The organism is Neobacillus sp. K501, assembly GCF_053749995.1.
The window spans coordinates 303848-330618 of the sequence record NZ_JBSLYA010000005.1; the positions used below are offsets into that span (position 1 = coordinate 303848).

At 37.1% G+C, this 26771-nt stretch carries 24 protein-coding genes and 1 rRNA gene; 20 read left to right on the forward strand and 5 right to left on the reverse strand.

The genetic code is table 11. The features are described from left to right. Positions 1 to 112 precede the first annotated feature (112 nt). The 7 genes from ACWM35_RS14320 (at position 113) to ACWM35_RS14350 (ending at position 7779) form a co-directional block, all read left to right on the forward strand. Positions 113 to 661 (forward strand): pyridoxamine 5'-phosphate oxidase family protein, encoded by a 549-nt coding sequence (locus ACWM35_RS14320; protein ID WP_454819454.1) that lies wholly within the window; start codon positions 113 to 115, stop codon positions 659 to 661. Between the two features lie 158 nt (positions 662 to 819). Further along, a complete protein-coding gene (locus ACWM35_RS14325; protein WP_454819455.1) occupies positions 820 to 2334 on the forward strand; it encodes a spore germination protein in 1515 nt (504 codons plus the stop codon). Positions 2335 to 2344: 10 nt separating this feature from the next. Next, positions 2345 to 3430, forward strand: a complete 1086-nt coding sequence (locus tag ACWM35_RS14330) for a GerAB/ArcD/ProY family transporter (RefSeq protein ID WP_454819456.1) — start codon at positions 2345 to 2347, stop codon at positions 3428 to 3430. Positions 3431 to 3440: 10 nt separating this feature from the next. After that, on the forward strand, positions 3441 to 4526 hold the full coding sequence (locus ACWM35_RS14335; RefSeq protein ID WP_454819457.1) for a Ger(x)C family spore germination protein: 1086 nt from the start codon (positions 3441 to 3443) through the stop codon (positions 4524 to 4526). 609 nt (positions 4527 to 5135) lie between these two features. Next, positions 5136 to 6338, forward strand: coding sequence for an MFS transporter (locus ACWM35_RS14340; protein WP_454819458.1), 1203 nt, complete (start codon positions 5136 to 5138; stop codon positions 6336 to 6338). A gap of 533 nt (positions 6339 to 6871) precedes the next feature. Further along, positions 6872 to 7261, forward strand: coding sequence for a DUF3221 domain-containing protein (locus tag ACWM35_RS14345; RefSeq protein ID WP_454819459.1), 390 nt, complete (start codon positions 6872 to 6874; stop codon positions 7259 to 7261). A 179-nt stretch (positions 7262 to 7440) separates the two neighbouring features. Further along, complete coding sequence (locus ACWM35_RS14350) at positions 7441 to 7779, forward strand: hypothetical protein (protein WP_454819460.1); 339 nt, start codon at positions 7441 to 7443, stop codon at positions 7777 to 7779. A gap of 96 nt (positions 7780 to 7875) precedes the next feature. Here ACWM35_RS14350 and ACWM35_RS14355 read toward each other — a convergent pair whose 3' ends face one another. Continuing rightward, on the reverse strand, positions 7876 to 9078 hold the full coding sequence (locus ACWM35_RS14355; protein WP_454819461.1) for a CdaR family transcriptional regulator: 1203 nt from the start codon (positions 9076 to 9078) through the stop codon (positions 7876 to 7878). 213 nt (positions 9079 to 9291) lie between these two features. Between ACWM35_RS14355 and ACWM35_RS14360 the strand changes: the two genes are divergently transcribed. Then, entirely contained in the window at positions 9292 to 10464 is a 1173-nt protein-coding gene (locus tag ACWM35_RS14360; RefSeq protein ID WP_454819462.1) for a saccharopine dehydrogenase C-terminal domain-containing protein, read from the forward strand. 58 nt (positions 10465 to 10522) lie between these two features. Here ACWM35_RS14360 and ACWM35_RS14365 read toward each other — a convergent pair whose 3' ends face one another. Beyond that, positions 10523 to 11200 (reverse strand): GntR family transcriptional regulator, encoded by a 678-nt coding sequence (locus ACWM35_RS14365; RefSeq protein WP_454819463.1) that lies wholly within the window; start codon positions 11198 to 11200, stop codon positions 10523 to 10525. A 238-nt stretch (positions 11201 to 11438) separates the two neighbouring features. On the opposite strand from ACWM35_RS14365, the gene ACWM35_RS14370 reads away from it, so the two are divergent. The 7 genes from ACWM35_RS14370 to ACWM35_RS14400 all read left to right on the forward strand — a co-directional run bounded on the left by ACWM35_RS14370 (position 11439) and on the right by ACWM35_RS14400 (position 19095). Continuing rightward, positions 11439 to 12245, forward strand: coding sequence for a transporter substrate-binding domain-containing protein (locus ACWM35_RS14370; RefSeq protein WP_454819464.1), 807 nt, complete (start codon positions 11439 to 11441; stop codon positions 12243 to 12245). 36 nt (positions 12246 to 12281) lie between these two features. Beyond that, positions 12282 to 13439: a saccharopine dehydrogenase family protein gene (locus ACWM35_RS14375; RefSeq protein ID WP_454819465.1), complete on the forward strand. Its 1158-nt coding sequence runs from the start codon at positions 12282 to 12284 to the stop codon at positions 13437 to 13439. A gap of 39 nt (positions 13440 to 13478) precedes the next feature. Beyond that, entirely contained in the window at positions 13479 to 14135 is a 657-nt protein-coding gene (locus ACWM35_RS14380; protein ID WP_454819466.1) for an amino acid ABC transporter permease, read from the forward strand. A gap of 33 nt (positions 14136 to 14168) precedes the next feature. Beyond that, on the forward strand, positions 14169 to 14924 hold the full coding sequence (locus ACWM35_RS14385; RefSeq protein WP_454819467.1) for an amino acid ABC transporter ATP-binding protein: 756 nt from the start codon (positions 14169 to 14171) through the stop codon (positions 14922 to 14924). A 192-nt stretch (positions 14925 to 15116) separates the two neighbouring features. Next, positions 15117 to 16220, forward strand: coding sequence for an aromatic ring-hydroxylating oxygenase subunit alpha (locus ACWM35_RS14390; protein WP_454819468.1), 1104 nt, complete (start codon positions 15117 to 15119; stop codon positions 16218 to 16220). An 89-nt stretch (positions 16221 to 16309) separates the two neighbouring features. Beyond that, complete coding sequence (locus ACWM35_RS14395; protein WP_454819469.1) at positions 16310 to 17737, forward strand: amino acid permease; 1428 nt, start codon at positions 16310 to 16312, stop codon at positions 17735 to 17737. Positions 17738 to 17760: 23 nt separating this feature from the next. Then, positions 17761 to 19095 (forward strand): flavin monoamine oxidase family protein, encoded by a 1335-nt coding sequence (locus tag ACWM35_RS14400; RefSeq protein WP_454819470.1) that lies wholly within the window; start codon positions 17761 to 17763, stop codon positions 19093 to 19095. Positions 19096 to 19155: 60 nt separating this feature from the next. Here the strand turns inward: ACWM35_RS14400 and ACWM35_RS14405 are convergent, their stop codons facing one another. From ACWM35_RS14405 to ACWM35_RS14415, 3 genes are read right to left on the reverse strand one after another with little or no spacing between them, the layout of a single operon-like run. Continuing rightward, a complete protein-coding gene (locus ACWM35_RS14405; RefSeq protein ID WP_454819471.1) occupies positions 19156 to 20625 on the reverse strand; it encodes a sodium/proline symporter in 1470 nt (489 codons plus the stop codon). 16 nt (positions 20626 to 20641) lie between these two features. Then, on the reverse strand, positions 20642 to 21607 hold the full coding sequence (locus ACWM35_RS14410) for an ornithine cyclodeaminase family protein (protein WP_454819472.1): 966 nt from the start codon (positions 21605 to 21607) through the stop codon (positions 20642 to 20644). Between the two features lie 15 nt (positions 21608 to 21622). Next, complete coding sequence (locus ACWM35_RS14415) at positions 21623 to 22786, reverse strand: NAD(P)/FAD-dependent oxidoreductase (RefSeq protein WP_454819473.1); 1164 nt, start codon at positions 22784 to 22786, stop codon at positions 21623 to 21625. 165 nt (positions 22787 to 22951) lie between these two features. Between ACWM35_RS14415 and ACWM35_RS14420 the strand changes: the two genes are divergently transcribed. From ACWM35_RS14420 to ACWM35_RS14440, 5 genes are all read left to right on the forward strand, one after another. Continuing rightward, on the forward strand, positions 22952 to 24151 hold the full coding sequence (locus tag ACWM35_RS14420; RefSeq protein ID WP_454819474.1) for a CdaR family transcriptional regulator: 1200 nt from the start codon (positions 22952 to 22954) through the stop codon (positions 24149 to 24151). A 79-nt stretch (positions 24152 to 24230) separates the two neighbouring features. Next, positions 24231 to 25268 (forward strand): anthranilate phosphoribosyltransferase, encoded by a 1038-nt coding sequence (locus ACWM35_RS14425; RefSeq protein ID WP_454819475.1) that lies wholly within the window; start codon positions 24231 to 24233, stop codon positions 25266 to 25268. Between the two features lie 110 nt (positions 25269 to 25378). Continuing rightward, on the forward strand, positions 25379 to 26065 hold the full coding sequence (locus ACWM35_RS14430) for a BsuPI-related putative proteinase inhibitor (RefSeq protein WP_454819476.1): 687 nt from the start codon (positions 25379 to 25381) through the stop codon (positions 26063 to 26065). A 200-nt stretch (positions 26066 to 26265) separates the two neighbouring features. Then, positions 26266 to 26415, forward strand: a complete 150-nt coding sequence (locus tag ACWM35_RS14435) for a hypothetical protein (RefSeq protein ID WP_454819477.1) — start codon at positions 26266 to 26268, stop codon at positions 26413 to 26415. Between the two features lie 258 nt (positions 26416 to 26673). After that, positions 26674 to 26771 (forward strand): 16S ribosomal RNA (locus ACWM35_RS14440); the annotation flags it as partial.

The window sequence follows — 26771 nt, forward strand, 5'->3', positions numbered from 1 at the left end:
AAATTCTTCCCTTATGAATTCTCCTGCCAAAACGAAAATCAACAATGAATAATAACAAAAGCCTATTAAAAAATTTATTACGCCTTTCGACTCGTAAAAGGAGAGGATTTTGATGTTTCCAATTCGCAATCAGATTCGCAATTGTACGGACACCCATAAAATCCAGCACTTTCTACAAACTGCCCAAACTGGATTTCTCGGATTATCTTCAGAGGATGTTCCGTATGTCATTCCACTCAATTTTGTTTGGCTGAATGACGCCATCTATTTTCATGGGTCAGAAGAAGGCAGAAAAGGAGCTTACATCGGGAGGAACCCTCAGGCTTGTTTCACCGTAAGCGAGAGTTATGGGACAATTACGAGTCCCATTCCCGCCCTAACAGATACAGCTTATATGAGTGTAATTATTGAAGGTGCATTGCAAAGTGTAACTGATATTAACGAGGCAACAGCTGCTATGCAAGTCATGCTGAACAAATATGTGCCAGGGTATTATGATCGTTCATTGGCAAAGAGTCATTTGCAACGATATATTTCTCCCTCAGGAAGTAAAACATTGATTTATAAATTACCTGCAACATCCGTTACTGCCAAGGAGAAAGAAGTGATCCCTGATCGTATGTTCTATGAAGGCAGGACCATTCTAACCGATAAAGGATAACGGAGAGTACCCATCAAAAAACTGCCACAAAATTTTTGTGGCAGTTTTTTGATATTCAAATATTCAGGGCTACATTTTTATTCTAATTTTCTAAATACATAATAATGAAAATAATGGTAAACAATAGAAATTATCTTGGTTTAAAGGAAGGAACTTGAATGGGTCGCTTTCGAATTAAAGTTAAACAGTTTTTGTTCAAACAGGAAACTGAAAATGATCAACCACTTCAATTGAATATTCATAGACAAGTATCCAAAGAAGAAGCCTTTCCGGAATCAACATTTGACAAGACCCTTGCCGAATTATCGGATTCCTTTGACCTTGTTCATCGTTCATTTAATCAAGATGAAATACACATTATCTACTTAGATTCCTTAGTAGATTCCAAAACCTTAGAATGGGAAATACTTTCACCCTTAAGGGAAATGTCATTTAGTAATATGGAAAAAGCTTTTCAACAATCCTTGTTTAAACGAGAAAAGAGTCAGGAAAAAATACTAAACGGAATACTAGACGGAAATGTGGCACTGTTCTTTGGGAAGCATTCATACTTAATTAATGTAGCTGGATTCGAGAAACGATCCATTGCTCAGTCTGAAACAGAAACTGTAATTAATGGTCCTCACGATTCCTTTAACGAGACATTAAAAACAAATGTTTCGTTAATTAGAAGAAGAGTCCGAAGTTCTCGTTTAAAAATGATTCAATTAACTGTTGGGGAGTTTTCAAAAACCAAGGTTCTTTTAATTTACATTGAGGGTATGGCAAAGAGGGATATGGTGGAGCGATTATTAGAAAGGATTCAATCCATAAAAGTGGATTCCATCACGGATTCTAATGTCTTGATTCAAATGATTGATGATCATCAACAATCACCATTTCCACAATTTTATACCACTGAAAGGCCAGATATCGCTGTGACCAAACTATATTCTGGTAAAATAATTGGACTTGTCGATGAAAGTCCAAACATCTTTTGTACTCCTTCTAGTTTTTTTGATTTTTTTCAGTCTCCAGATGACTATAATCAACGATGGATTATCGGAACAGCGGTTAGGATACTGCGATATTTGGCCTTATTTATAACAATAATACTTACAGCATTCTATGTTTCTATATGTACCTATCATTACGAGATGATTCCGCAATCGCTCTTACAAAGCATTATGCAATCTAGGAGTAGAGTGCCTTTTCCACCTTTAGTTGAAGCTATTTTTTTAGAAATAGTCATTGAGCTACTAAGAGAGGCGGGGGCAAGGCTGCCGACCAAAATTGGTCAAACGATTGGAATTGTAGGTGGTATTGTCATAGGCCAAGCAGCAGTTGAAGCTGGAATTACCAGTAATATTTTAATCATTGTTGTAGCGGTATCGGCCATCGCTTCATTTATTGTCCCAAGTTATATTATGAGTGCTTCCATTAGAATTGTTCGGTTCCTATTTATTTTAGTAGCAGGTTTTTTAGGGAATATCGGAATTTTTTTCGCTTTTGGAATATTAATCGTCCACTTAACTGGCTTAACGAATTTATCTTCACCTTATTTTATGCCGATTTCTCCTACCTACTTCAAAGATTGGCTGGATAGTCTTGTCAGAGGGCCTTTTAATAAAATAAAAAAGGGGCAGCCAGCACAAACTTTGATCCAGAACGATGGTGAAAAAAAGAGGAATTAAAGGTGATCATATGAAAGAACGGCTCCATCCACTTCAACTATCTATATTAACCATGATGATACAAAATGGTCTCGTCTTGTATAGTTTACCGCAACTAACAGCCGAATATTTCGGGACAAATGGCTGGATAAGTATCATTTTCATTTTCCTCATCGTTAATATTAATCTTTTAATGATTGCGATCATTTATAAGTTCGCTAAAGGCAGGTCCATTTTTGAAATCATTGAGGAGTCGGTTCCGAAATGGGTAATGGCGCCCATCTATCTGTTTATCATTGGTGTTTGGATCGGAATCGCAAGCATGATTATGAAGGAATATATCTTTATATATAAGTTGATGTTTTTTCCAGCTTTACCTGAAACCCTTTTTATCATTTTATTTACAGTTATTAGTTTTCAATTACTAAGAGGTGGGATTTACCAGATCGCGAAAGCCAGTGTCGTTTTATTCTTCTTCGTGGAGCTGATGATTTTTTTAGTCTTTTATCTTTTTCCTGAATTTAATTTTTCACGTTTTACTACTTTCTTTTTCAAAGGAGAAACAGATTATTTCAAGGGAGCACTTCATGTCTATACAGCATTTTTAGGTATTGAGGTTTCCATTCTTTTTTTTCCTATGGTTGAAAAAAAATGGACAAAGGCGCTGTTTATTGGAAATATTATATCCACGGTAATTTATCTTTCCATCCTCTTTTTAAGTTATGGTTTTTTTAGCTTCGATCAAATATTAAATGATAAATACCCAATAATGACATTATTTGAATATACAGAAGTTCCTTTTCTATCACGAGCCGAAAATCTTTGTTTTTCGGTTTTCGCTTTTAAGGTATTAACAACCATTGTCATCTATTACTGGGGATGTCAGCAGATTTTTGAAAATATGATGAAAAGGGTTAAACCTAATATTTGGATAACCCTAATACTAGCAACTGGTTTTATCCTTGCATTAATCCCAGATTCTATGGTTGATGTTGAAAAGTGGTTAATATGGCTGAGTAAATGTGCAATTGGTATCGCATGGGCATTACCCTTCTTTGTACTATGCCTCCTTTTTATTCAACGTCGTTTGATCAGGGAGATAGATCATGCGAAATAATAGGGTTGTATTGATTGTGATAGTTTGTTTGTTTTTAACAAGTTGTGGAACAAGTAATATTATTGAAGATTTAGGAATTATTCAATCTGTTGCATTCGATTTGTCCGAAAGTAAAGATAATCCTATAAAAACAACCGTCCTATTTCCCACAGTTTCTAAAGAAGGAAAATTTGATACTCAGACTCTTACTGCTAATGGAAAATCAACTCATGATACCTACATTAAGCTTCAGAATCTAACAAATTTAAATTTAGTTGGAGGGCAAAGTACGATTCTGTTTGGGGAAGAACTGGCGAAAAATGGCCTTATGAGCGTTGTTGGGTCGTTTACAAGGGATCCTCAAGTGGGAACGCGCGTTAAATTTGCGATTGTCGAGGGAAAAGGAGAAGCACTGCTTAAAAGTAAGATGCCTTCTATTCCAGATAATGCTGCGTACCTCTATACTTTTATGGAGAAAATAAGCAATCAGAATAAAATATTAAACACAAATAAGTATCGCTTTTTAAGAGATTATTATGACGATGGTATAGATCCGGTTTTACCTATTTTTTCAAATGAAGGCGGGAATATTGAATTAAAGGGCTTGGGTACTTTTAAAGGAGATCAATTTGTTACACGGCTAACTTTAGGTGAAACACACATCCTAAATCTTTTAAGCGGAGACATCAATAATGGCAGTTTAATGATAACTATGAATAATGAAGAGACTGGGAAAGCTGAACAGCTTTACTTAAGTAATATCCATTCTGATAATAATAAAAAAGTGAATACAAGAAAAAGAAAGAATGTGTCGCTCGAATTCTTATTAAATTTGAAAGGAACTGTACTTGAATATACAGGTACCATGGATTTAAGTAATGAAAAATATCAAAAACAATTGGAAAAACAAGTTGAAAATTATCTCATAACCCAATCACAAAGGCTGTTAAAAAAATTGCAAAAATATCAAACAGATCCAATTGGCATAGGAACAGTCGTACGCAATCATACTTCCTATGAAAAATGGAAGAAGTTGAAAAGGGATAAAATTTACTCAAAATTGGATTTTGAAATTAAGGTAAACATCGATTTGGTTAATACAGGAAAATCAAAGTAGAGGTTAAAAAAGAGCTTTTTGGAGCTCTTTATTTTTTTGCTCTTTTCTAAAAGAATGTTGTTTCCCGTTTCACAAGAATAAACATTTGAACGGGCAACAGAGAAGAGATCAGATACCCGTTTTACAAGAAAAAGTGTGTGGCCGGGAATCAGAAAGTACATCTGATACCCGTTATACAAGAATAATCATTTGAACGGGCAACAGAGAAGAAATCTGATACCCGTTTTACAAGAAAAAGCGTGTGGGCGGGAATCAGAGAGTACATCTGATACCCGTTATACAAGAAAAATCATTTGAACGGGCATTAGAGAAGAAATCTGATGCCCGTTTAATAAGAAAAAAATTGTGGATGGGTATCAGTGGTCGCGTATTATTACCAATTAAACCTAATAAATCAGCTCTACTAAGTGTAGAAACGATAATGTAGTTGGTTGATAGGAAAAATAACAAAGTTTGCGAAACATCCATTTTTTTAAGTGAGAGCTAGTTTCTGTTCATTTAAGAATGAACGTTCAAAATTATTATTGACCGAACGTTCTTGAATATGTTAAATTTGTTTTGAAAGGAGTTCTATTGAATAAAACTAAATTCGTAAAGGTAGGAAACATAATGAAAAAAATGTTTTGGATTATTCTGATGATGTCTTGTGGTGCAACATTTATTTCATCGTTATTTCCTTTATATAGTGAATTCTATCAGTTAAATAGTTTGCAAATTACCATCCTCTTTGCGATCTATGCTGCATTTTTGCTGCCAACTTTGCTCTTAGTAGGGGCCAAGGGGAGCGAGTGGGGATTAAAAAGAGTCATTCGTTTCAGTATATGGATTTCGATTGTCTCGACATTGATTTTTCTTGTGAGTTTTGAGGTTTGGCATTTATATGTGGCGAGGATATTAGAAGGGATCGCATATGGGGCTTTTACGGGTACTGCGAGTGCGTTCTTAATAAAACAAATCTCTCATGATAAAGTGAGTACAGCCCTTAAATTGTCAGGAATAACAGTAAATATTGGTTTTGGCTTGGGTCCAGCTATTTCAGGCTTAATCATACAATATATACATTTTCAACCGCTTAGTTTACCCTACTGGTTCTTGCTAGTCATGTTATTAAGTTCCTTGATATTTTTAGAAATATTACCGAAGCACGAAGATCCCCAAGTGCAAAAACCGTCTAAAACTAAGATTTCGATGGGTGTTCCGGACGATATTCGATCCAATTTTTGGTCTTTTATTGGACTTCCAATCTTTACTGTTTTTACTTTATGCGGGATTGTAATTTCACTGATTCCTGCTTTCACCAAGAATGTCATTCACACCGATAATCTCTCTATTTCTGGGTTGTTAATATTGTTGCTTCTGGGCGGAGGGGCTTTGGTGCAGTTCTTTCCTTGGCCAGGTAATACTGTTACTCGAATGAGATTAGGTATCCTGTTTCTTGCCATTGGATCATGGGTTATAGTTTTTTCTGGTCAGACTGCGAATTTATTTTTACTTTGGGCAGGGATATTCCTTCAAGCGATTGGGGCCGGTTGGACGTTTCAAGTTACTTTAAGATTAGCTAGTGAATTACCAAAACCAGTTGAGCGCCCACGAGTGATTTCGGCTTTTTATATATGTGCATACTTCGGATTTATTGTTCCGGTTGTTGTAGTGGGAGTACTGACTCAATTTTTCAATTTGAACATCTCATTGATTGTACTAAATTTTTTTGCAACCCTTATTGTTATTTATGTGTTGATTTATTCACTGAGATTTAATCGTTACTATTCGAAAAAAATGGCTAGTAACAATCTAATTCGGTTAACTAACTAAACAAAAGTTAATAATCGAAGTCACATTGGGAAGCGGCAGAATCTCAGATATTAATGACATTTTGCTAATACACTTGGGACCGCAGCTGGATTTTTAATACAAAAGAAATTGGTAAAAATCAAAAGATTCAAGGTTTTGGTTTTCAAATTTTCATTAGCAGAATCCGCAGAAATCCCCTATTCAGGGGATTTCTTATTGTAATTTAATTAGGATCCTGTTAGGAACATAAAAACAAATCGTAACGCATAAATCAAGCACATAATTGCAAATACGAGAGAAAATGTAATTACTGGGTGGGGTAACTTGTTATAACGGTAAATAAGAAAAATACCAATCATAATCAGTGTTAAGACAAAAAATAGTAGTGACATATAAAACCCCCAGAGATTTATAAGTTTATTTTAAAATAAATTGGAAAAAACGTCCGTTCAAATTGCAGTTGTCAGTCATGGTGGTCATTATATTTTATTATTGTAAGGTAAGGTGAAACTCAATTCCATAATATTCCGTCTGTTTAAACAGGGGGAGATATAATGAAAAAAAGGGTAACAGTTACATTCGTGTTAGTTAGCCTTGTACTAATGATTGCAGGTTGTTCTATAAATCTAAGCTCTAAAACTAAAAAGAGTGATGATAAAAAAATCACCGATAAGAATCTTGATGAGGAGATAAATGATGAAGCCGTTGTTGAGGGGGAAGTAACAAAGTTGTTATCTGAAAATGGATTTTTACTTGAAGTAACAAAGGGGAATTCTTCATTTGCGGAGGGTACGTTAGTAAATATCAGTATAAATAATGAAACAATCGTAAATAGTTTAGAAGAAGGTCAGAATGTTAGGGTTTGGCATGGAGGCAAAATTCTTGAATCATATCCACCACAAACTAAAGGATTAAAGATTGAGATAATAGATAAGGAAGAGTAAAGAGGAGGTATGAATGGAAGGGAGTGAGTTTAGTCTTTTGATATAGTTGCTTCTCCCCATTATTTAAAAGGGAATTATCAAATAAATGTGCGTTCTCTAAGGAAGCAATTGACCCTCATCTTATGGAAATAACCTACACTCAAATAATTAGAACTATGGTTGAAGGAGGAGGACTGGAATTGTATACATACGAACCGTTTGAAAACTTAGGAGTATTTACCTTGCTAAGACCTACTTTTATCACTATTTTGACTGTATCCTTGTTTATATTTTTCATGATTATCATCCCGAAATTTAACAATAAAATGATTAATGGATTTACCGTTCTTAGTTTGTCAGCAATCTCTATTTTGGTTGCTGCTCAACTATTATTCTATGAGGGATTCTTTGTTGATGAGATTGGATTAGGGGGAGATTCTGTATCTTTTTATTTGTTTTTAGCGATTGCAGGCATGGGGATAATCAATCTTACCCTCTATTTTTCAAAAAAAGAAGGATTAAAGCAACCACCTAATTAAACAAACTTGGTTCTATTAGATATAGAAAAAATGCTCGAAGCCCTTGATTCGCTTCGAGCATTTTTATTTCCACATTTAATAATCGATTTACCATATTTAATTGTTTTTATGTTTTGTTTCCTCATAAGACTGAATCGCAGTATAGAGCAGCATACAATGCTCAAAGCTGCTCGTATTCAGGGACGTAAGTTCACTGATTTTTTCCAGCCGGTAAATGATCGTGTTTCGATGAATAAATAAATTTCTCGAAGCTTCACTTAGATTCATATTGTATTTACAGAAGCCGAGAAAGGTTGTGGATAATACTTCATAACTATCATGTTCAATTAAAGGTGAAATCGTCTTAATGAGCTTTTTTTGGTAAGCGTGATTTAGCTCTTTTGGCATCAGCCATAGCAGGGTTTCACGTTCGTTGTAAACAAAAATATTGGTTTCTTGCTCAAACTTTATTCCAATGCTTAATGCTTTTAATGCATTATGATAGGATTCTGAAATTCCATTTAAACCATTGCTAACATCACCGACAGAAATAGAGGCAGAAACATGATATTTTGTCTTCAGAAAGGCGTTTATCTTGTATAGCTTTTCTTCTAAACTAGCAATTAATGTAGAATAGGATTGTTGGTAAGGGAGTGATTTGATGATGATAAATCGTTCAAAATCTAATAATGAGACAATGTCGTCTTTATTCTCATGGAAAATTAAATGTAAAAAGTTTAGTACCTCTTTTTGAAAGTACTGGAAGGTCCCGAAAACCTCGTTTTTTTCGGCGATTTTTTCTGACAAATTATGGATGTGAATCAGAAGACAGACACGATCTTTATGTAAATCATATTCAAGAAGCTTCGCATAATGGGCGATAGGCTCGATTTTTTCGGGATCCTTATCTTGAAGATTAATCATTTGGTGTACAAACATTTCCACCATTTTTTCTTTTAACTCGACCATCTCATTTCGAAAGGCTTCCTGGCACATCATTTCTACTTGATTTTTCACGAGTTGAACGTACTTTTCGACCTCACGTGGGTTCCCAACGATTCCAAGTACACCAATTACTTTGTTGTTAAATTTTATTGGTGCGGAAACACCAGGGAGGATTTTTTTCTCTAATTGGCTCTTACAATCTACCATTATATTATTCTTAATGACTTCGAGGGAGGGCTGATGAAAAATCCCAATTCTGCTTTTATCGGTTGACCCAATAATAATCCCCTCGTTATCCGTAATGCTGATTGGATAGTCTAAGATTTCATTCGTTTTTTCGACGATTTCCTGTGCAATATGCTCGAGTATTTTCATCCAAAATTCCCATTCCTTTCATTAATAATACGCACGAAATGAAGTATGTGAAATGTTGAATAATTAGTAAAAAAAACCAAATTATTCATTCTAATTATATTTATTTTTGGTTAAAATGTACATACAATTTTGAAGATTGTTAATTTACAATAATATTATATTGAAGAAATCCTTTTGAAGGTGAATAGATACTAAAGGAAATGAGGGATTTACATGAAGGTAGCTGTATTAGGTTCTGGATTAATGGGGAAAGAAGCAGCACGTGATTTAGTAAATAGTGATGGAGTGGAAGCCGTTGGTTTGGCTGATATAGATTTTGCGCGTGCGCAGGAAGTTTGCCGTCAATTGCAATCGGAAAAGATTCAGGCCTATTGTGTCGATGCCGGAAATCGTGATGAGCTTGCACAATTTATCGGTCAATACGATGTTGTGATTAATGCGCTATTTTATTCCTTTAATGAAATTGTTGCCAAAACAGCGATTGAAACAGGGGTAAGTTCCGTTGATCTTGGTGGGCACATTGGTCATATTACTGATAAAGTTTTAACACTTAAAGAAGCAGCAGCGGCTGCACATTCTACGATTATTCCTGATTTGGGCGTTGCTCCGGGAATGATCAATATTTTAGCAGGGTATGGGGCAAGCAAACTGGATAAGACCGATTCGATTAAAATGTATGTAGGCGGAATTCCGGTTAGACCTGAAGCGCCGCTTGAATATAATCATGTTTTTTCAATGGAAGGGTTATTCGACCATTATACCGATCCATCTTTAATCATTCGCGGCGGTGTCAAGCAAGAAGTACCATCTTTATCAGAGGTTGAAAGAATTTATTTTGAAAAATTCGGACCACTAGAAGCGTTCCATACTTCAGGAGGAACTTCAACGCTGCCTATATCCTATCCGAATTTAAATACATTGGAATATAAAACGATCCGCTACCCAGGTCATGCATCGAAATTCCAATTATTAGTAGATCTTAATCTTACACGAAATGACTATGAAGTAGAAGTAAAAGGGCAAAAGATCAACCCTAGAGAAGTATTATTGAAGGTTCTCGACCCGATTGTTGATTTAAAAGACAAAGACGATGCCGTGTTACTTCGTGTGATTGTTTCAGGGGAAAAAAATGGTGTGAAAACAACTTATGAATATGAAATGACTACGGTAAAAGACCGTGTAAATAAAGTGACAGCGATGGCGCGTGCCACAGCGAATACAATTTCCGTTGTTGCACAAATGATTGGAAACGCTACCATTTCTAAAAAAGGCGTATACCCGCCAGAACAAATAGTCCCTGGTAAGGAATATATCGAAGAAATGGCGAAACGTGGCATTATTATCACTGAAATTGAGAAACAAGAAAAATCAGCAGTAAAGGCATAAATAGTTGAAAGGCTCCCTCTAGTAACGTAGAGGGAGCTATTTTTTTATTGATGTAACTCTAAAAAATTTCATCCAATTCTTTGTACCCGCTATTGCGAATATCTAAACTCTTAATCGAATGTTGGAAATGATTCTCTAAAGCAACCTTTAATCCGTCCTTGTCCTTATTTTCCATTAACGTAACAATATACGTATGTTCATCGGGACTAAACGGTTCCTGCTGAGGATTTTCAAAATATTCATCATAAAGAATCAGGTAAATATTTGTTTGATTAATCAGTTTTTCAATAAACTCATTTAAAAATTTATTATGACATTTTTGGGTAATCGCAATATGAAAGGCTTTATTAAGCATGACATATTCTTCTGAGTTTTTAGTATTGGTAAGTCCCAGTTTCTCTTCTTCAATAATCTTCTTGATTTTAAGAAAATCATCATCATTCATAAAATCCATTGCGATACTGGCTGCTAAATATTCTAAGTTTGCTCGTAATTCATAAGCTTGGATAATCTCTTCTTTACTAGGATTGGTTACAAAAGCACCTCTATTCGGGAATATATCGACTAACCCTTCAAGGGATAATTTTTTTATAGCATTTCGAATCGGAGTACGGCTAACCCCAAGAGTAGAAGAAATGCTATTTTCTACTAATTGTTTCCCAGGTGCTAGCTTACGAGAGAGAATCGCTACTTTAATATGATTGTATACATGAATTTCCATTGATTGTTTTTCCATAAAATTTCACCCACTATATTTTATCAAAATAGTTGTTTACATTATACCAAAATCATTATTTTTAATATTCTAAAAATATTGACAACTAACTCACAATCAGTATACACTAAACTAAATTGTACTACAATTTAGTTCTACAATTTCGAACAACAATTTTGTGTAGTTAATCAGAAAGGAGGAAATTCGTAAATTTTGTAAGCGCTAACAGATTTTATTAGTTAATAAGGGGGATTCAATGATGAGGAAAAGGTGGCTATTGTCGATCATTTGTTTATTCATAATTGGAGTTTTAGCTGGTTGTGGTGGAAAAGAAGAAGCAAGTGGCAACGGAAAGAATAGTGTCCTAGATCGTGTTGAAGAATCAAAAGTATTAAAGGTTGGCTTTGAAGGTACATATCCACCTTTCAATTATTTAAATGATAACGAGAAATATGATGGGTTTGATGTAGACATTTCGAATGAAATTGCAAAACGCCTTGGAGTAAAGGCAGAGTTTGTTGCAACAAAATGGGATAGTCTGCTTGGCGGTTTAAAATCCGATAAATTTGATATTATCATCGGTCAAATGACGGTAACCGAAGAGCGAAAAAAGAGTGTAGATTTTACTGATCCCTATGTTGTAACGGGTTCCGTATTGGTTACAAGAAAAGATACCAATGATATCAAGGTACTGGAGGATATCAAAGGGAAAAATGTTGGAGTAGGCGGAGGGACAACTTTTGAGGAAGTTGCAAATAGCGTAGATGGGGCAAATGTTAAGTTATATAAAGCAGTAAATGATTATATAACAGATCTAATGAATAATCGCTTAGATGTTATTATCAATGACCAATTACTCATGAGCTTTAATATTCAGGAGAAAGATCTGCCAATCAAGATTACAAGCGATATTTTAAACAAAGATGAAATTGGTATGGCCGTAAAAAAGGATAACGAAGATTTTGTTAAAAAGGTGAATGGCATATTAGCTGAAATAAGAGAGGATGGAACTTATAGCGAAATTTATAAAAAATGGTTTGGAACAGAGCCTTTAGAAGTTGAATAATCGAATTTTAGAGTTTACTAGGGAGGTACTGATAAAATGCGGGTAGTCGTGTTAGGAACAGGAATGATTGGCACTACAGTTGTAACTGAATTAGCAAAATTTCAGAATATCGATTCCGTCATTGCCGTTGATGTTAATCAAAAAAGTGTTGATAAGTGTTTAAAAATAGCCAATAACTTCAAAGTGATCGGCGAATGTGCAACATTACAAACGGAAGAAGACATCCAAAGAGTTTTACAAGGTGCTGACGTTGCGGTTGCTTGTTTACCACACTCATTAAGTTTTACTGCTATTAAAGCAGCGATTTCTGCTAAATGTCATCTAGTGGACTTGGTAGGTTCTAAGTTTGAAGAAAAAGTAAACCTTAATGAGGAAGCCCAAAAGGCTGGTGTCGTGATCATACCTGGGTGTGGCGTCGCTCCTGGAATCACAAACTTTTTAGCGGCACAAGGTATTCATATGCTTGATGAGGCGGATGAAGCCGTGATGATCTGCGGAGGAATCCCAAGATTTCCACTTCCCCCACTATGGTATCAGGTCGTTTTTCGACTAGAAAGCGTGTTAGGGCTTTATACAAAACCAGCTTTAGCAGCTGAAAATGGAGAATTAGTTAAATATCCACCTTTTTCAGGTTTAGAAAAGCTAACCTTTCCTGAACCTGTGGGAGATTGCGAAGCTGTTATCACAGATGCTCACAGCACAGCATTTACCCTAAAGGATAAAGTAAAGAGAGTTTATGAGAAAACTGTGAGATATGAAGGGCATTGGGAGAGGATGAATATCCTAAGCCAACTAGGCTATTTGGATGATCAGCCCATTGAGATTGATGGACACCAGATAAGTCCTCGAGCCTTCTCAGAAAAAGTATTAGCCCCAAAAATGAAAGGGAATTCCAAGGAAGACATTACCGTTTTACGCGTTGAAGTCAGCGGCATTAAAGCAGGCATAGAAACGAAATACACATGGGAAATGGTTGATTTATATGATCATGATCGAGATATTACATCGATGGCGAAAACGACAGCACTCCCTGCTCTTTTAGCTGCGAATTGGATCGCAATGGGGAAAATTAAAGAAGTAGGGATTGTACCGATTGAAAATATCATATTCGGTGATCGATTTAGTTCATTTTTAGAGGAATTGAGAGATTTAGGTATTGAAATTACCTTTAATGAAGAAGTATTAGTACCGTAATAGCTTTGTTTTGTAGTTTGCTAGACTGGAGGAAAGTTCATGGATTTTACAATCATAATAGATTCCTTACCATCTTTACTAAACGCAACTTTAATGACTATTTTTTTAGCAGTTGTCTCCATAATTATCGCGCTAATTCTTGGATTTTTCACAGCATTAGCAAGAATATCCACCATAAAAATTTTAGCTAAATTGGCTGCATTCTATGTATCGATCTTTCGGGGAACTCCATTGCTTGTACAAGTGTTCGTCATTTATTATGGGTTACCTCAGATTAATATTGAGATGGATCCAATCCCCTCTGGAATCCTCGCATTAAGTTTAAATGCAGGAGCCTATTTATCCGAATCTTTTCGTGCAGCCATTCTTTCCATCGATAAGGGTCAAATGGAAGCAGCAGTTTCATTGGGGATGACTTATAGTCAAGCCTTAAGAAGAGTAATCTTGCCGCAAAGTCTTCGGATTGCGATCCCAACCTTATCAAATACATTTATTGTATTAATTAAAGATACGTCTCTTATATCGGTAATCACCGTCACAGAATTACTCCAGATGTCTTCCCTGCTCATCGCTAAGACTTTTGAACCGTTAACGATCTATTTAATAGCTGCTGCACTTTACTGGATACTTATTGCCGTATTCTCTGCCTTATTAGACAAACTTGAAAAACGAACATCTCAGCATATTGCACTGTAGGATTCGTTATTAAATTTCAAAAGGGGGATAGATATGAGTATTATTCAACTGCAAAACCTTAAAAAGAGGTTTGGAGATAATGAAGTCCTCCATGGGATTGATCTCTCTGTTAATAAGAGTGAAGTGGTAGTACTGATGGGACCTAGTGGCTCCGGAAAGTCAACGCTGTTGCGTTGTTTAACCTTTTTAGAAGAACCAACAGATGGAATGATTAGAATAGGAAAACAAACATTAAAAGCTGGTGAAAAACTAGATCGGAAACGAAAAAGTGAAATTAGAGAATTACGTAAGAGTACGGGCTTTGTTTTTCAACAATTTAATCTTTTTCCCCATAAAACAGCCATTGAAAATGTTATGGAGGGTCCGATTGTTGTGAAGGGTGCAACCAAAGAAGAGGCGAGAGAAATTGCCAAAACTCTGCTGGAAAAAGTCGGTCTTGGTGACCGGCAGAACCACTACCCTTCACAGCTTTCAGGGGGACAGCAGCAAAGGGTGGCGATTGCCCGAGCACTCTCCATGCACCCCTCGGTTATGCTTTACGATGAACCAACTTCCGCTTTGGATCCAGAACTTGTTAGAGAAGTTCTTCAAGTAATGAAGAATCTAGCCCAAGAAGGAATGACGATGGTCGTTGTTACCCATGAAATGAAATTTGCAAAGGATGTAGCGGACCGGGTTATTTTCATGGATGGGGGTGTGGTTGTAGAGGAAGGATCTCCAGAAGAAATATTTAATCACCCCAAGGAAGAGAGAACGAAGCGATTTTTAGCAATGGTAGTAGAGGAATAGATAGGAGATGAACCTGTAGAACCATCATGGTTACTGCAGTTTTTTTTTGGTGAAAGAAAACAAAAACATATAAAACTTTCCACCTATTTTCGTTCAAAATGTACATATCTTTCAGAATATTTCTAATTTACAATAATTTTATTATCACTATAGTAATGTGGTTAATGCGAATTTTAATAAGTAGGGGAGGTTATGCAATTGAATAAAGGAGAAGTACGTGTTAGTGAGAAGCTTAGTGAAGCACACACCTTGCCAGCTTGGATGTATACAAAGCCTGAAGTACTAGAAGTAGAGAAAAGAGAGGTTTTTAGCAAGACATGGCAATATGTTGGACACTTGAGTCAGTTTAAAAAACCAGGAGATTACATTACAACAGAAGTAGCCGATCGTCCGATTATCATCAGTTATGGAAATGATGGAGAATTACGGGCTTTTTATAATGTCTGCACCCATCGTGCTGCAAAGCTTGTTGAAGGTGAGGGCAATAAATCGGTTTTTACTTGTCCTTATCATGCATGGACATTTCGAACAGACGGTTCACTTCTGAGAGCACCTAATATGGGCGGCTGTGAAAATTTTGATCATCAAGACTTTTGTTTGAAAAACATCCAGCTCGAAGTGGTAGAATCTTTTGTATTTGTGAATTTAGATCCTGGGGCCCCTTCGATGGCTACACAATTTCCTGACTTATTTCAGCATGTGGCAAAATATGACCTTAGTCAATTAAAAAGAGTACGTGTGAAGGAAACGATCTGTCAATCAAACTGGAAGATAGGGATTGATAATTATCTTGAATGTGACCATTGCTCGATTGTTCATAAAACGCTTGTTTCTAAGCTTGATATGAAGAAATATGAGATGGCGATGTATGATTACTATTCCTACCAGGGTACCCCGCTTAAAGGGAAGTCAAGCGATTTCGGTTTAGGTCAAGGGGGCCGCTACTACTGGCTTTATCCAAATACTTGGTTCTCATTTGATCCAGGTCCTGCTAATCTTTCGATTCATCAATCAATTCCAATTGATCATAGAACCACGAAGTATGTTTATACTACTTTTTTTATGAACGATGAAATGACTGCGGAAGAGGAAGAGCTATTAGCCATGGACGATTTAGTTAGAAAAGAGGATCTTGATATTTGTGAGGTTGTTCAAAAGGGACTGGAGACTGGTGCCTATACACAGGGGAGATTCTCACTTACAGAAAATTTAGTCCATCATTTTCAGTTATTGCTACAAAATGATTTAGAAACGGTACTGCCGATGCCAAAATCAAAAACAACTACAGCTTTTTAAGAGATAGTTAACTATCTCTTTTCATTATCACCATTGTGTAAGCGCTTCCGAATTATTGAAACTATTAATGGAAGATAGGTGAAATTATAATGGCAGTTAGTCAAGAAAAACAACCACGGTTAAAGCGGGAGATGAAAAGCAGGCATTTATTTATGATTTCCTTAGGGGGAGTCATTGGGACTGGTCTATTTTTAGGTTCTGGTTACGCCATCGGTGAAGCGGGTCCATTAGGTGCGATCTTGGCCTATTTGGTCGGCGGGCTGCTTATGTATTTGGCTATGGTTTGCTTGGGAGAATTATCGGTTGTCATGCCTGTTTCCGGCTCGTTCCAAGCTCACGCGACAAAATTTATTGGTCCGGCAACAGGATTTGTGGTTGGCTGGGTCTATTGGTTAAGTTGGGCCATGTATGTAGGACTTGAATTTATTGCAGCAGGGCTTCTAATGAAAAGATGGTTTCCGGATACCCCAACTTGGATTTGGTGTGCATTTTTCGTTATTTTACTATTTTCTATCAATTCATTGACAACGAAGGTGTTTGCGGAAACAGAGTATTGGTTTGCCGGAATTAAAGTACTTGCCGTTATTCTCTTTATCGTCATTGGTGGCGCTGCTATTTTTGGTATGATTGATTTAAAAAGTGAACCAACGCCATATCTATCTAATTTCATCGGCGATGGATTATTTCCAGCTGGAATGGTAGGAGTCTTTATTTCGATGATGACCGTTGTTTTTGCCTTCCAAGGATCTGAAATTATGGGTGTGGCAGCTGGAGAAACAGAAGAACCGGAGAAAAATATTCCGAAGGCGATTCGGACAATCGTGTTTAGAATTTTATTATTCTATGTTTTAGCTATTTTTGTATTATCTGCTATTGTTCCATACCAAGAGGCGGGGGTGCTAGAAAGTCCATTTGTGACTGTTTTTGATATGGTAGGAATCCCATACGCTGCTGACATCATGAACTTTGTTATTCTCACTGCTATCCTTTCGGTTGGGAATACGGGATTATTCGCCTGTACACGGGTCATGTATTCCCTTGCAGAAAGTGGGATGGCTCCAAAGATTTTTTCCAAATTAAATAAAAGCGGCGTCCCTTCCTATGCTTTATTACTAACACTAGGATTCGCGTTACTTTCTTTGCTTACTAGTTTTGTCGCAGAAGACACCTTGTTTGTTGTTTTGTTATCGATTAGTGGTATTGGTGGAACGTTGACATGGCTTGCGATCGCCGTTGCCCAAATCGGATTCCGCAGGCAATATATTAAAAATGGCGGCAAAGTCGAAGATTTAAAATACAGAGTTAAGTTATACCCATTGGTTCCGATTCTTTGTATTGTCATGTGTTTATTTATCTTTGCCTTTACTTTCTACGACGAAACACAGCGTACCTCTCTGTATTGGGGATTTGGTTTTATTGGTGCCTGTTATTTATATTACTACCTAATGTTTAAACGGAAAAATATCGAGCTTCCCATTGATACGCCCGCAACTCGAATTGAAACGGAAGAAATCTAGAAAGGTTTAGGAGGTCAGAAAAGATGGTTGATTCCAATTTATATGATGTGATTGTTGTTGGGGGAGGCTTCTCCGGTTTTACCGCTGCAAGGGAACTTCGGATGCTAGGGCATAAAGTACTAGTTTTAGAAGCTCGTGACCGAATTGGCGGGCGGACATGGGTGGACGATCGATTGAACTCCCGGTTAGAAATGGGAGGCACGTATGTGCATTGGCATCAGCCGCATGTATGGACGGAAATCACCCGTTATGGAATGGAGCTAACAACAGGACCAAGTACGGAAAAAGTGTATTGGATTGCCGATGGAAAATCCTATTGTACTCCTGTAGCCGAATTTAAAGATCAACTCAGAAATGCGATTGAAAAATTATTAAAACAGGGTAATAAGTATCTGCCCCAGCCTTTCCAGCCAATGACTTCAGATAAGTTTCGAGAGTTAGATGGAATGACAGCAGATCAATTTATTAAAGAGTTCGATATAACAAAAGAGGAGTATGATATCATTCATGGCTGGGTTGCATCCGATTTCTGCGGGGCACCTGAAGCAGGCGCAGCGACCCAAATTCTTCGCTGGTGGGCATTTTCACAAGGAAACTGGGAAACACATAGTGCCATGGTTTCCTCCTACCGTTTAAAAGATGGAACTTCAGCACTGATCGAAGCCATTGCCGCAGATGCAGATGCTGAGGTTAAACTGTCCACGATTGTAAAAAAAATCGTCCACACGAAAGATTCAGTGGAAGTTATTACAGCAGATGGAACCTATTATAAAGGACAGACTGTTATCGTAACGGTGCCATTAACTACTCTACAAGATATTGAGTTTAGCCCTGCCCTGTCTCATGAGAAACAGGCATCTTCAAGAGAAGGTCAAACCTCCAAAGGTGTGAAAGTGTGGGCACAGGTGAAAGGGAAGTTAGCTCCATTTGATGCTTTGGCACCAGGAAATTATCCATTAAATTCGGTTCATTTGGACCGTTATGTCGGTGATGATAGTATTGTTGTCGGATTCGGGCCAAGTGCAGTAATTCTTGATCCGAAGGATAGATTCGCTGTAGAACTTGCCTTAAAGCATTGGTTACCAGACATAGAAGTGGTTGAAAGCACTGGTCATGATTGGGTAAATGATGAATTCTCGAGAGAGACATGGCCAATGCTGAAGCCGAATCAGTTAACTACCTATCATCAGGAATGGAATACCCCTGAAAATGCAGTCTTCCTAGGTGGAACAACGTATGCGAATGGCTGGGCAGGATTTATTGATGGAGCGATTGAAAATGGCTTAACCGTCAGCAGAAGAGTTCATAAATATCTTACTGTTGATGTTGCACAAAAGCATAAGCTGCCAATTATATAATAGAGGAAAAACAAAAGTGTTCTTTGTTGAAAGAGAACACTTTTGTTTTTTTATCAAACGCTACGCTGTTATCTCATCTGAGTGTTTTGCCTGTTTATGCATATTTTGCTTTTCTGGGTAGAGGAGACTGAAAACGATTCCAAAAATAGCTGCTATAAAGAAAGTTGTAAAACGAGAGCTGATGATCGCCTCAAGGGGTGTTGAAATCCAAATAACGGTGCTGAGAAAGCCTGAAATGATAGTGGCAATAACACCGGCACCAGAGTACCGTTTCCATATGAAAGTTAGGATGATCGCAGGTGATAAGGTACAGCCCACACCGGCCCATGCCCAGCTGACGACTAAATAAACCAGTGATTTTGAGGTTAAGGCGATGAGTAAACCAACTAATCCCGCTGCAATGATGGTTATTCTCGATATTTTAACCAGCTGCTTTTCTGATAAGTTTTTACCCATTGCATTTCGTACTATGTCTTCACTAACAGAACTTGTGATAACAAGGAGCTGTGAATCTGCAGTAGAGATAATCGCGGCTAAAATACCCGCTAGTAAAAGACCAGCAATCCAAGGCGGCAGAAGGTCTAGGACCATAAATGGTAAAATCGTTTCAACATCGGCAAAACTACGATCCTGATAAAGCGTTAAAGCGGTAATCCCAATCATGAATGCACCGGCATAGGCAAGCAAAGTCCAAAGGATGGCCACAACACTGCCTGTAGTAGCCTCTTTTTTATTTTTCAAGGCCATAAAGCGGGCACTTAATTGTGGTTGACCTCCAAGAAATCCGAAGAACCAGGCAAAATTATTAAATAATAAAAGTCCTAAAGCAAATCCAATAGCGCCGCCTGTCCATGAGTTAATTTCCGGCCCTGATGAGATTAATGCTTGGCTAATGGATAAATCGTTGGCACTAATCTGGAAAAGGGCAACAATCGGAAGGACGACAAGGGTCGCCAGCATCATGATGCTTTGAATCATGTCGGTCCATACAACGCTAATAAAACCGCCAGCATAAGATAAGATAATGACAATCACAATACTTAAAAGCATTCCAATCGTTGTATTAATATTGAATACGGTTAGAAGGGTTTTTCCAGCACCAGCAATTTGTGCTCCAAAATAGAACATCATAAAACTAAAAATAAGAATCGTTGACATCCACACGATGATTTTTCCATGTGTTGGGAATCTTTTTGCTAAATAACCTGGAAGAGTCATAACTTTATATTTTTCTGCATCGATCATAAACCTTTTGGCTAAAAACAGCCAAGAAAAAACAATTCCTAACGAAATTCCTACTGCTACCCAAATTCCTGACAAGCCAGTTGCAAACACAAATCCGGTGTATCCTAAGAGCAGCCATGCAGATTCACCGGTAGCCCTTTCTGAAAATGCTAAGACCCAGCCCGGAATCTTTTTACCCCCTAGGAGGAAATCCGAATGGCCCATGTCCTTTCTGCTAAATAAATAGCCGATGACCAGCATGAGGATACAATAAAGAATAAATTCAACCATAATGATCGTATTCAATGTAACCAACTCCCTTTTAGAAATTAACAGACTGTCCAATCTTTAGCTGTACGGCTTTTTGATAAATAGCATCGGCAACAACGAGATCAAACAGAGCCATTCCAGTTGATTTAAATACGATAGGGCGGACTTCTGTTAAATCCGGATGGACCTTCTTTGAAATCACTTTAGAAAAAGAGACGACTTGTGTTTTGTCGATCCATTGATTCTCGATTGGATCAATAATATCTCCTGTTTCCTCGATGGCGTCTAGGGTGTCAATATATAATTTATCTAGATTCCTATATACCGCTTGTGAGAACTCTCGCATTTGCGGTTGATAGGATCCAATACCAACAATTAGCTTCCCATGATAAATAGATTCACTTTCAGGCAGAACCGGTGTATGTGATGTAGTAGCGGTTATGATGATCTCGGACCTCTCCACTAACTTTAGGGAATTTTCTACTATCTGAACTTCTACTTCTTTGTTCAGATGCAGTTTGAGAGATTGAACAAATGATAATAACTTAGTTGAAGTTCGATTATATAGGTAAATCTGTTTAATATCTCGGACAGCACAGGCAGCCAATAACTGATAGAGGCCTTGAAAACCGGTTCCGATTAACCCTATAGTTTGTGCATGAGGGGGAGATAAATATTTGATCGCCGCACCACCGACCGCACCCGTTTTTAGACCCGTTAAGACAGTGCCATTTAGGATCGCCTTTGTTGTCCCATTAGCACGATCGTTAAGTACCACAACACCCTGGGTTACAGGATATTCATGATTATTCGGGAAAACGCTTACAATTTTCGTCCCTGTGGAACCTTTCGCTACACAGGGCATAAGAAGGAGGGTATTTTCCTTATCAGGAATTTGATTTCTTACAGGCATGTTAAAATCATTGTTTTCATAGAGAAGATAGGCTTCTTCAATTGCCTGGATAAGCTCGCTCATAGTAACAGATTGGTAAATATCATTTTCATTCAGGATTAGCATCGGGTAAAGTCCTCCTTATACAATGGCATCCTCCAAAACAAGATCATTCTCTGCAAATCTTTCAAATCGTAGCGGAGTGAAATCAATGGTTTCATATTTCCCATTATGAATTAACTCGGCTAATCCTTGACCTACTCCAGGTGCTTGCTGCATTCCATGTCCGCTGAAGCCTAATGCCATATAGTAACCCTTCATCGTTGGGTGGTTTCCGATAATTGCATTATGGTCAACTGTATTAAAGCTGTATAATCCCGCCCAGGCTGATGTCACTTTTACTTGCTCAAAGTTTTTTACACGACTGGCTAAAATTGGCCACATCTCATCGTAGAAGAGGGAACGTTTTACAGAAAAATCAATTCCAGGCTCTACATCTTCTGAGAAACCAGTTAGAATCTTATCACCTTCATGACGGAAGTAAACACCAGTAGGATCGACTGTCAGCGGCATTTCCTTCTGGAGCGGCTGAGTGGTATCGAATTGGAAGATTTGCCGTTTTAATGGGTGAACGGGAAGTGGGATACCCATTTTATCGCTTAAGTAAACTCCCCAAGCACCAGCGCAATTTATGGCAATTGGAGATTTGTACTCTGCACCATTGACTAAGCGAATTCCAGTTACCTGATTTTGTTCGGTTAAAATCGTGTCAACTTCTTCGGAAATGTACTCAACTCCCATCCGTTGGGCGTTTTTGCGATATCCTTGCATGACGGAGTAAGGGTCTAGATAACCATCCTCATAGCAGTAAAGACCTCCGGCTAAGTCGTCGATATACAATTCTGGAATGATGTTGAGTAATTCATTGGCCGATAATACTACGGATGGAACGCCGAATTGATTTTGGAGAGTAACTTGTTTTTGTAGTGCAGGCAACATATGGGCGGTGCCTAAAAATAAATAGCCTCGTTGACGAAAATTGATTTCAAAAGGTTCACCATCAATTTCCATCCTCTTCGGGAAGTTTTTGTAAACTTGCAAGCTGTAGCGGCTAATTTGGATGTTAATGGCCGTTGTGTATAGTTGCCGAATCCCACCTGCACTCCGGGAAGTGGAGGAAAACTCATAAATTGGATCTTTCTCAAATACAATGATTCTACCTGTATACCCATTTTTTCGAAGTGAGTAAGCAGTGCTAGAACCCATCACTCCACCTCCGACAATGATAATATCAGCCTTCTGCATAGGCAACCTCCATAATTTGCATTTATTTGATAATTCTAACTATTATATTTATACTGCAAAAACAAACGAGAGAAAATGTATAATTTACACAAAATTCTGATATAATCAACTTGAAATCATTGATAAATATGGAAAAAAATAATAGGAAAACTAGAGGTGACGCGGTTGAGATTTTTTGAGCAAATTGCACAATCCATTGTTGAACAAACTTCTACCGTTTTAGAGGCACCCATGAGTATAACAGATGAACGAGGAATAATTATTGGATGTACGGATAGCAAAAGGATTGGTACCTATCATGAGGCGACAAGAGAAGTTTTTAAAGCTGGGAAGGCCATGGAGTATTCAGTGGAAAGGGTAAAAGGGAGAAAAAATGTCCTACCGGGAGTGGCAACACCTATTTTCTATCAGAAGCAGCCTATTGGTGTATTGGGTATCATAGGAGACCCAAAAGATATTATTAAATATGTGTATTTAGTCCGTAATCATGTTGAAATGTTGCTCAAGGAAACAATGAAGGCGGAATCCTTATCGTTGCAATTAAAAATAACCGAGAACTTTATTCATTATTTGCTCCATCAACGAGATTCTGGAAATAAGGAAGAATTGAATAGTTATTGTGAAATGCTCGGTTTTAATGTTGATATTCCAAGAATATGTCTGCTTATTCATATTCCTCACCAAGTCATGGAATCAAAAACCAACAAACGTTTGATGAATATCTTGCAATATGAACTTTTTCATTTAATTTGTAAGCAATTTAATGAACAACCAGGTGATATTGTAACCTCCATCAATATCAAGCAGTGGCTAGTGTTAAAGGAAATAAAAGATAATGGGCAAGAAAAAATGATTGAAAAAAGTAAAGAGGCAATAGACGTGATTAATCAATTCTTACATAAACATCAATTTAATTGTAGGGCAATTTTGGCGTTGGGGAACTGTTATAAAGGGGCAGAAGGGATAAGTCGTTCCTATCAACAAGCGTTAAAACTACTAAATGTTGATAAAGCATTTTCGATGAGGAATACGGTTTATTCCTTTTATGACTGGGATGTTTTAGTGAATTGTATGATTGAAGAAATTAATCCATCCTTTATGGAATCCATTGTGGATAACATAGGCGATTTGCTTAATCATCCCAATGGGAAGGTGCTAGTCGAGACTTTTCTTGCCTATTGTGGGGAAGGACTAAACATGAGTAAAGCAGCTCGTAAGCTGTATATTCATCGTAATACCTTATTATATCGCTTGAACCAAATTAATGAGATTCTTCATATTAATATAAATTCATTTGAGCAAAGTATGTTTCTCTATTTAGCGATTAGAGGAAGTAAAATAAAAAAAGGAATATATGAGGTTTGAAGCAACATTTACTTTGCATCAGATCACGAAAAGTATAATAATTTACATTATACTTACTAAACTGGGGAGGCTAATTAGAATGCAGCAGTGGATTAAGGAAGTAGCAAGGGGAAAACGGGGTTCTCGAGATTTAACTTATGAAGAAACATTAGAAGCTGCTGGAACGATTATTAGGGGAGAAGCATCTGATGCACAAATTGCGGCCTTTTTCATTGCTCAGCGATTAAAAACTGAATCCTCGGATGAGCTATTAGCATTTGTTCATGCTTTTCAGGAGAGCTGTGAAAGAATACATACAACGCCGGAAACGAACAAAAAATTAATCGATTTTGCGGGACCTTATACCGGAAGAAATCTATTTGCAACCACAATTCCATGCGCTATTTTACTTTCAGAATTCGGAATTCCCGTAATTCTTCATAGCAGTGATTCACTTCCCCCGAAATATGGTACTTCATTAAAGGAAATGATTCACGACCTTGGGGTGAACACAAATCTAGACAGTGACGCACTTTCTGAATCAATAGAATCGAATCAACTTGGATTTGCCTGGACAGATGCATTTTGTCCGCCGTTAGCAAAATTACGTGGGCTTCGTGAGGAGATTGGTGTACGAACTTTATTAAATACAGTAGAGAAACTTCTAAATATAGGTAATGCGAATTCGATTTTGCTAGGTGCTTTTCATAGAACCGCCATTAATAAAATCGCACCTATTTTCTCAAGATTGTCCTATAAAGAAGTTTATATTGTACAAGGTGTAGAAGGATCAGAGGATCTCCCTGTCCACCGCAACAGTTTTATTTATAGATTATCAAACGGGGAAACCGATTCCTTCATTGTTAAACCTGAAGACTATGGCATGCTGGCAGAAGAAAGAAAAGAAAAACTTACGTTAAAAGAACAGACAGATCTGATTTTTGCACTATTGAGCGGCGAGAGGTCAGAGGAACTAGAATATTATTACAAACAGGTTATATTTAACACTGGAATTCGCTACTTTCTATTTGGTGTTACTTCCACGATAGAAGAAGGAATAGCCATTGCCAAAGAACAGCTGCAATCGCAAAGAGGAATGGCTCAGCTAGATAAATGGAGAGCAACATCCAAGATTTAATCCACAAAGGGAATCCATTTTTTCAAAACTTTATCTAGTCTATGCTGTAACTTCTCGCTCATAAACTTCGACTATTAGATTAAAGCAATTAGAAAAAGGAGATTCTCACTATGATTAATAAAAGATGGATGTTTATCATCAGTACCTTATTCGTTTTTGGACTATTAACAGGTTGTGGAACGGAAGCAAATTCAAAAGGAGGTTCTGAAGAGGAAGTGAAAGAGGAAACTCCGAAACAGGAAGAAGAAAAATTCCAAACGTTTATTGAAATGAAGGAAGAAAATAATGCTGTAATTGTCAATTATAAAGTAAAAAATGTTTCCGAAGAATCTCAAAAGCTTACTTTTTCAAGTGGTTTAAAAGCCGATTTCATTATATATGATCAACAAGGAAACAAGGTGAAGCAATTCTCCGATGAGGTGTCATCCACACAAGCCATTCAGGAAGTCGTCTTAGAAAAAGACCAAGAGCTTGAAAATGGATTTACGATTTCGGACTTGACCAACGGCCAATATAAAATGGAAGTTTTTTTAACAGCAAAAGAGGAGCAAGCGAAAGTTGTAAAGGATTTAATCGTCAAAGAGTCTAAGTATACGAAAGGCAGCGGAGAATATGTTGGTAGAATGGATCCTCACTCTATCGAAATAGTCGTCGATGGTGAAACGACAGCCTTTCAGTTGTCAGAGGAAGCCATCCAACAAATCACGACGATAAAAGAAGGCAGCACCGTTTCCTTTCTTTATTCCGATGATGGAATCCAAAAAACAATTGCAAAATTTATCATTGAGGAAGAATAAGAAAAAAAGTGCACCCAGTGCACTTTTTTTAATGTATGTGAATTAAGCAACGCGATTCCATCCGGAAATATTGTTATTTGTTAGACAATGCACTAAGAAATAATGTAAAAGAACTGCTTTTAAAAATGTGGCTTTTTGTAAATAATATGCGGAGACGATTGAAGATAAGTAATTGGAAGTTACATACAGGAGGTTTTAGCATGTTTGATGATTTTCTTTTGGAATTTAGGAATTGGTGGAAGGTTAATTCAATAGAAGAAACAGGGGTAGATGAATTTCAACGTATTGAGTCAAAGCATACGAGAATTCGCCATGATGAGGATATGAGAGAAGTCATTCGAGTTCATTAGAAAAGAATTGGAATGAATTTCCTGATGTAAGGTACAGGTAATGGTGTTAATATATAAAAGTTCCCTTCGCGGATGAGTTCACAACTAAAAAAAGTGTTGACTCAATTAAAAGGGATGTGATAAGATATTTCTTGTCACTTTGAAACACTAGTAAACTTGTTCTTTGAAAACTAAACAAACAAAAACGTCAACAAACAATAATATTTTAGTTTCTACTATAGAAACTAAACCAACGTAACTTTATGAGCTATATCAACTTTCTTGGAGAGTTTGATCCTGGCTCAGGACGAACGCTGGCGGCGTGCCTAATACATGCAAGTCGAGCGAATCTTGAGGTGCTTGCACCTCTTGGTTAG

Coding starts and splice junctions, on each gene's coding strand:
- ACWM35_RS14320 (WP_454819454.1), top strand. CDS start 113: ATGTTTCCAATTCGCAATCAGATTCGCAATTGTACGGACACCCATAAA.
- ACWM35_RS14325 (WP_454819455.1), top strand. CDS start 820: ATGGGTCGCTTTCGAATTAAAGTTAAACAGTTTTTGTTCAAACAGGAA.
- ACWM35_RS14330 (WP_454819456.1), top strand. CDS start 2,345: ATGAAAGAACGGCTCCATCCACTTCAACTATCTATATTAACCATGATG.
- ACWM35_RS14340 (WP_454819458.1), top strand. CDS start 5,136: ATGAAAAAAATGTTTTGGATTATTCTGATGATGTCTTGTGGTGCAACA.
- ACWM35_RS14345 (WP_454819459.1), top strand. CDS start 6,872: ATGAAAAAAAGGGTAACAGTTACATTCGTGTTAGTTAGCCTTGTACTA.
- ACWM35_RS14355 (WP_454819461.1), bottom strand. CDS start 9,078: ATGAAAATACTCGAGCATATTGCACAGGAAATCGTCGAAAAAACGAAT.
- ACWM35_RS14360 (WP_454819462.1), top strand. CDS start 9,292: ATGAAGGTAGCTGTATTAGGTTCTGGATTAATGGGGAAAGAAGCAGCA.
- ACWM35_RS14365 (WP_454819463.1), bottom strand. CDS start 11,200: ATGGAAAAACAATCAATGGAAATTCATGTATACAATCATATTAAAGTA.
- ACWM35_RS14370 (WP_454819464.1), top strand. CDS start 11,439: ATGAGGAAAAGGTGGCTATTGTCGATCATTTGTTTATTCATAATTGGA.
- ACWM35_RS14375 (WP_454819465.1), top strand. CDS start 12,282: ATGCGGGTAGTCGTGTTAGGAACAGGAATGATTGGCACTACAGTTGTA.
- ACWM35_RS14380 (WP_454819466.1), top strand. CDS start 13,479: ATGGATTTTACAATCATAATAGATTCCTTACCATCTTTACTAAACGCA.
- ACWM35_RS14385 (WP_454819467.1), top strand. CDS start 14,169: ATGAGTATTATTCAACTGCAAAACCTTAAAAAGAGGTTTGGAGATAAT.
- ACWM35_RS14390 (WP_454819468.1), top strand. CDS start 15,117: ATGCAATTGAATAAAGGAGAAGTACGTGTTAGTGAGAAGCTTAGTGAA.
- ACWM35_RS14395 (WP_454819469.1), top strand. CDS start 16,310: ATGGCAGTTAGTCAAGAAAAACAACCACGGTTAAAGCGGGAGATGAAA.
- ACWM35_RS14400 (WP_454819470.1), top strand. CDS start 17,761: ATGGTTGATTCCAATTTATATGATGTGATTGTTGTTGGGGGAGGCTTC.
- ACWM35_RS14410 (WP_454819472.1), bottom strand. CDS start 21,607: ATGCTAATCCTGAATGAAAATGATATTTACCAATCTGTTACTATGAGC.
- ACWM35_RS14415 (WP_454819473.1), bottom strand. CDS start 22,786: ATGCAGAAGGCTGATATTATCATTGTCGGAGGTGGAGTGATGGGTTCT.
- ACWM35_RS14425 (WP_454819475.1), top strand. CDS start 24,231: ATGCAGCAGTGGATTAAGGAAGTAGCAAGGGGAAAACGGGGTTCTCGA.
- ACWM35_RS14430 (WP_454819476.1), top strand. CDS start 25,379: ATGATTAATAAAAGATGGATGTTTATCATCAGTACCTTATTCGTTTTT.
- ACWM35_RS14435 (WP_454819477.1), top strand. CDS start 26,266: ATGTTTGATGATTTTCTTTTGGAATTTAGGAATTGGTGGAAGGTTAAT.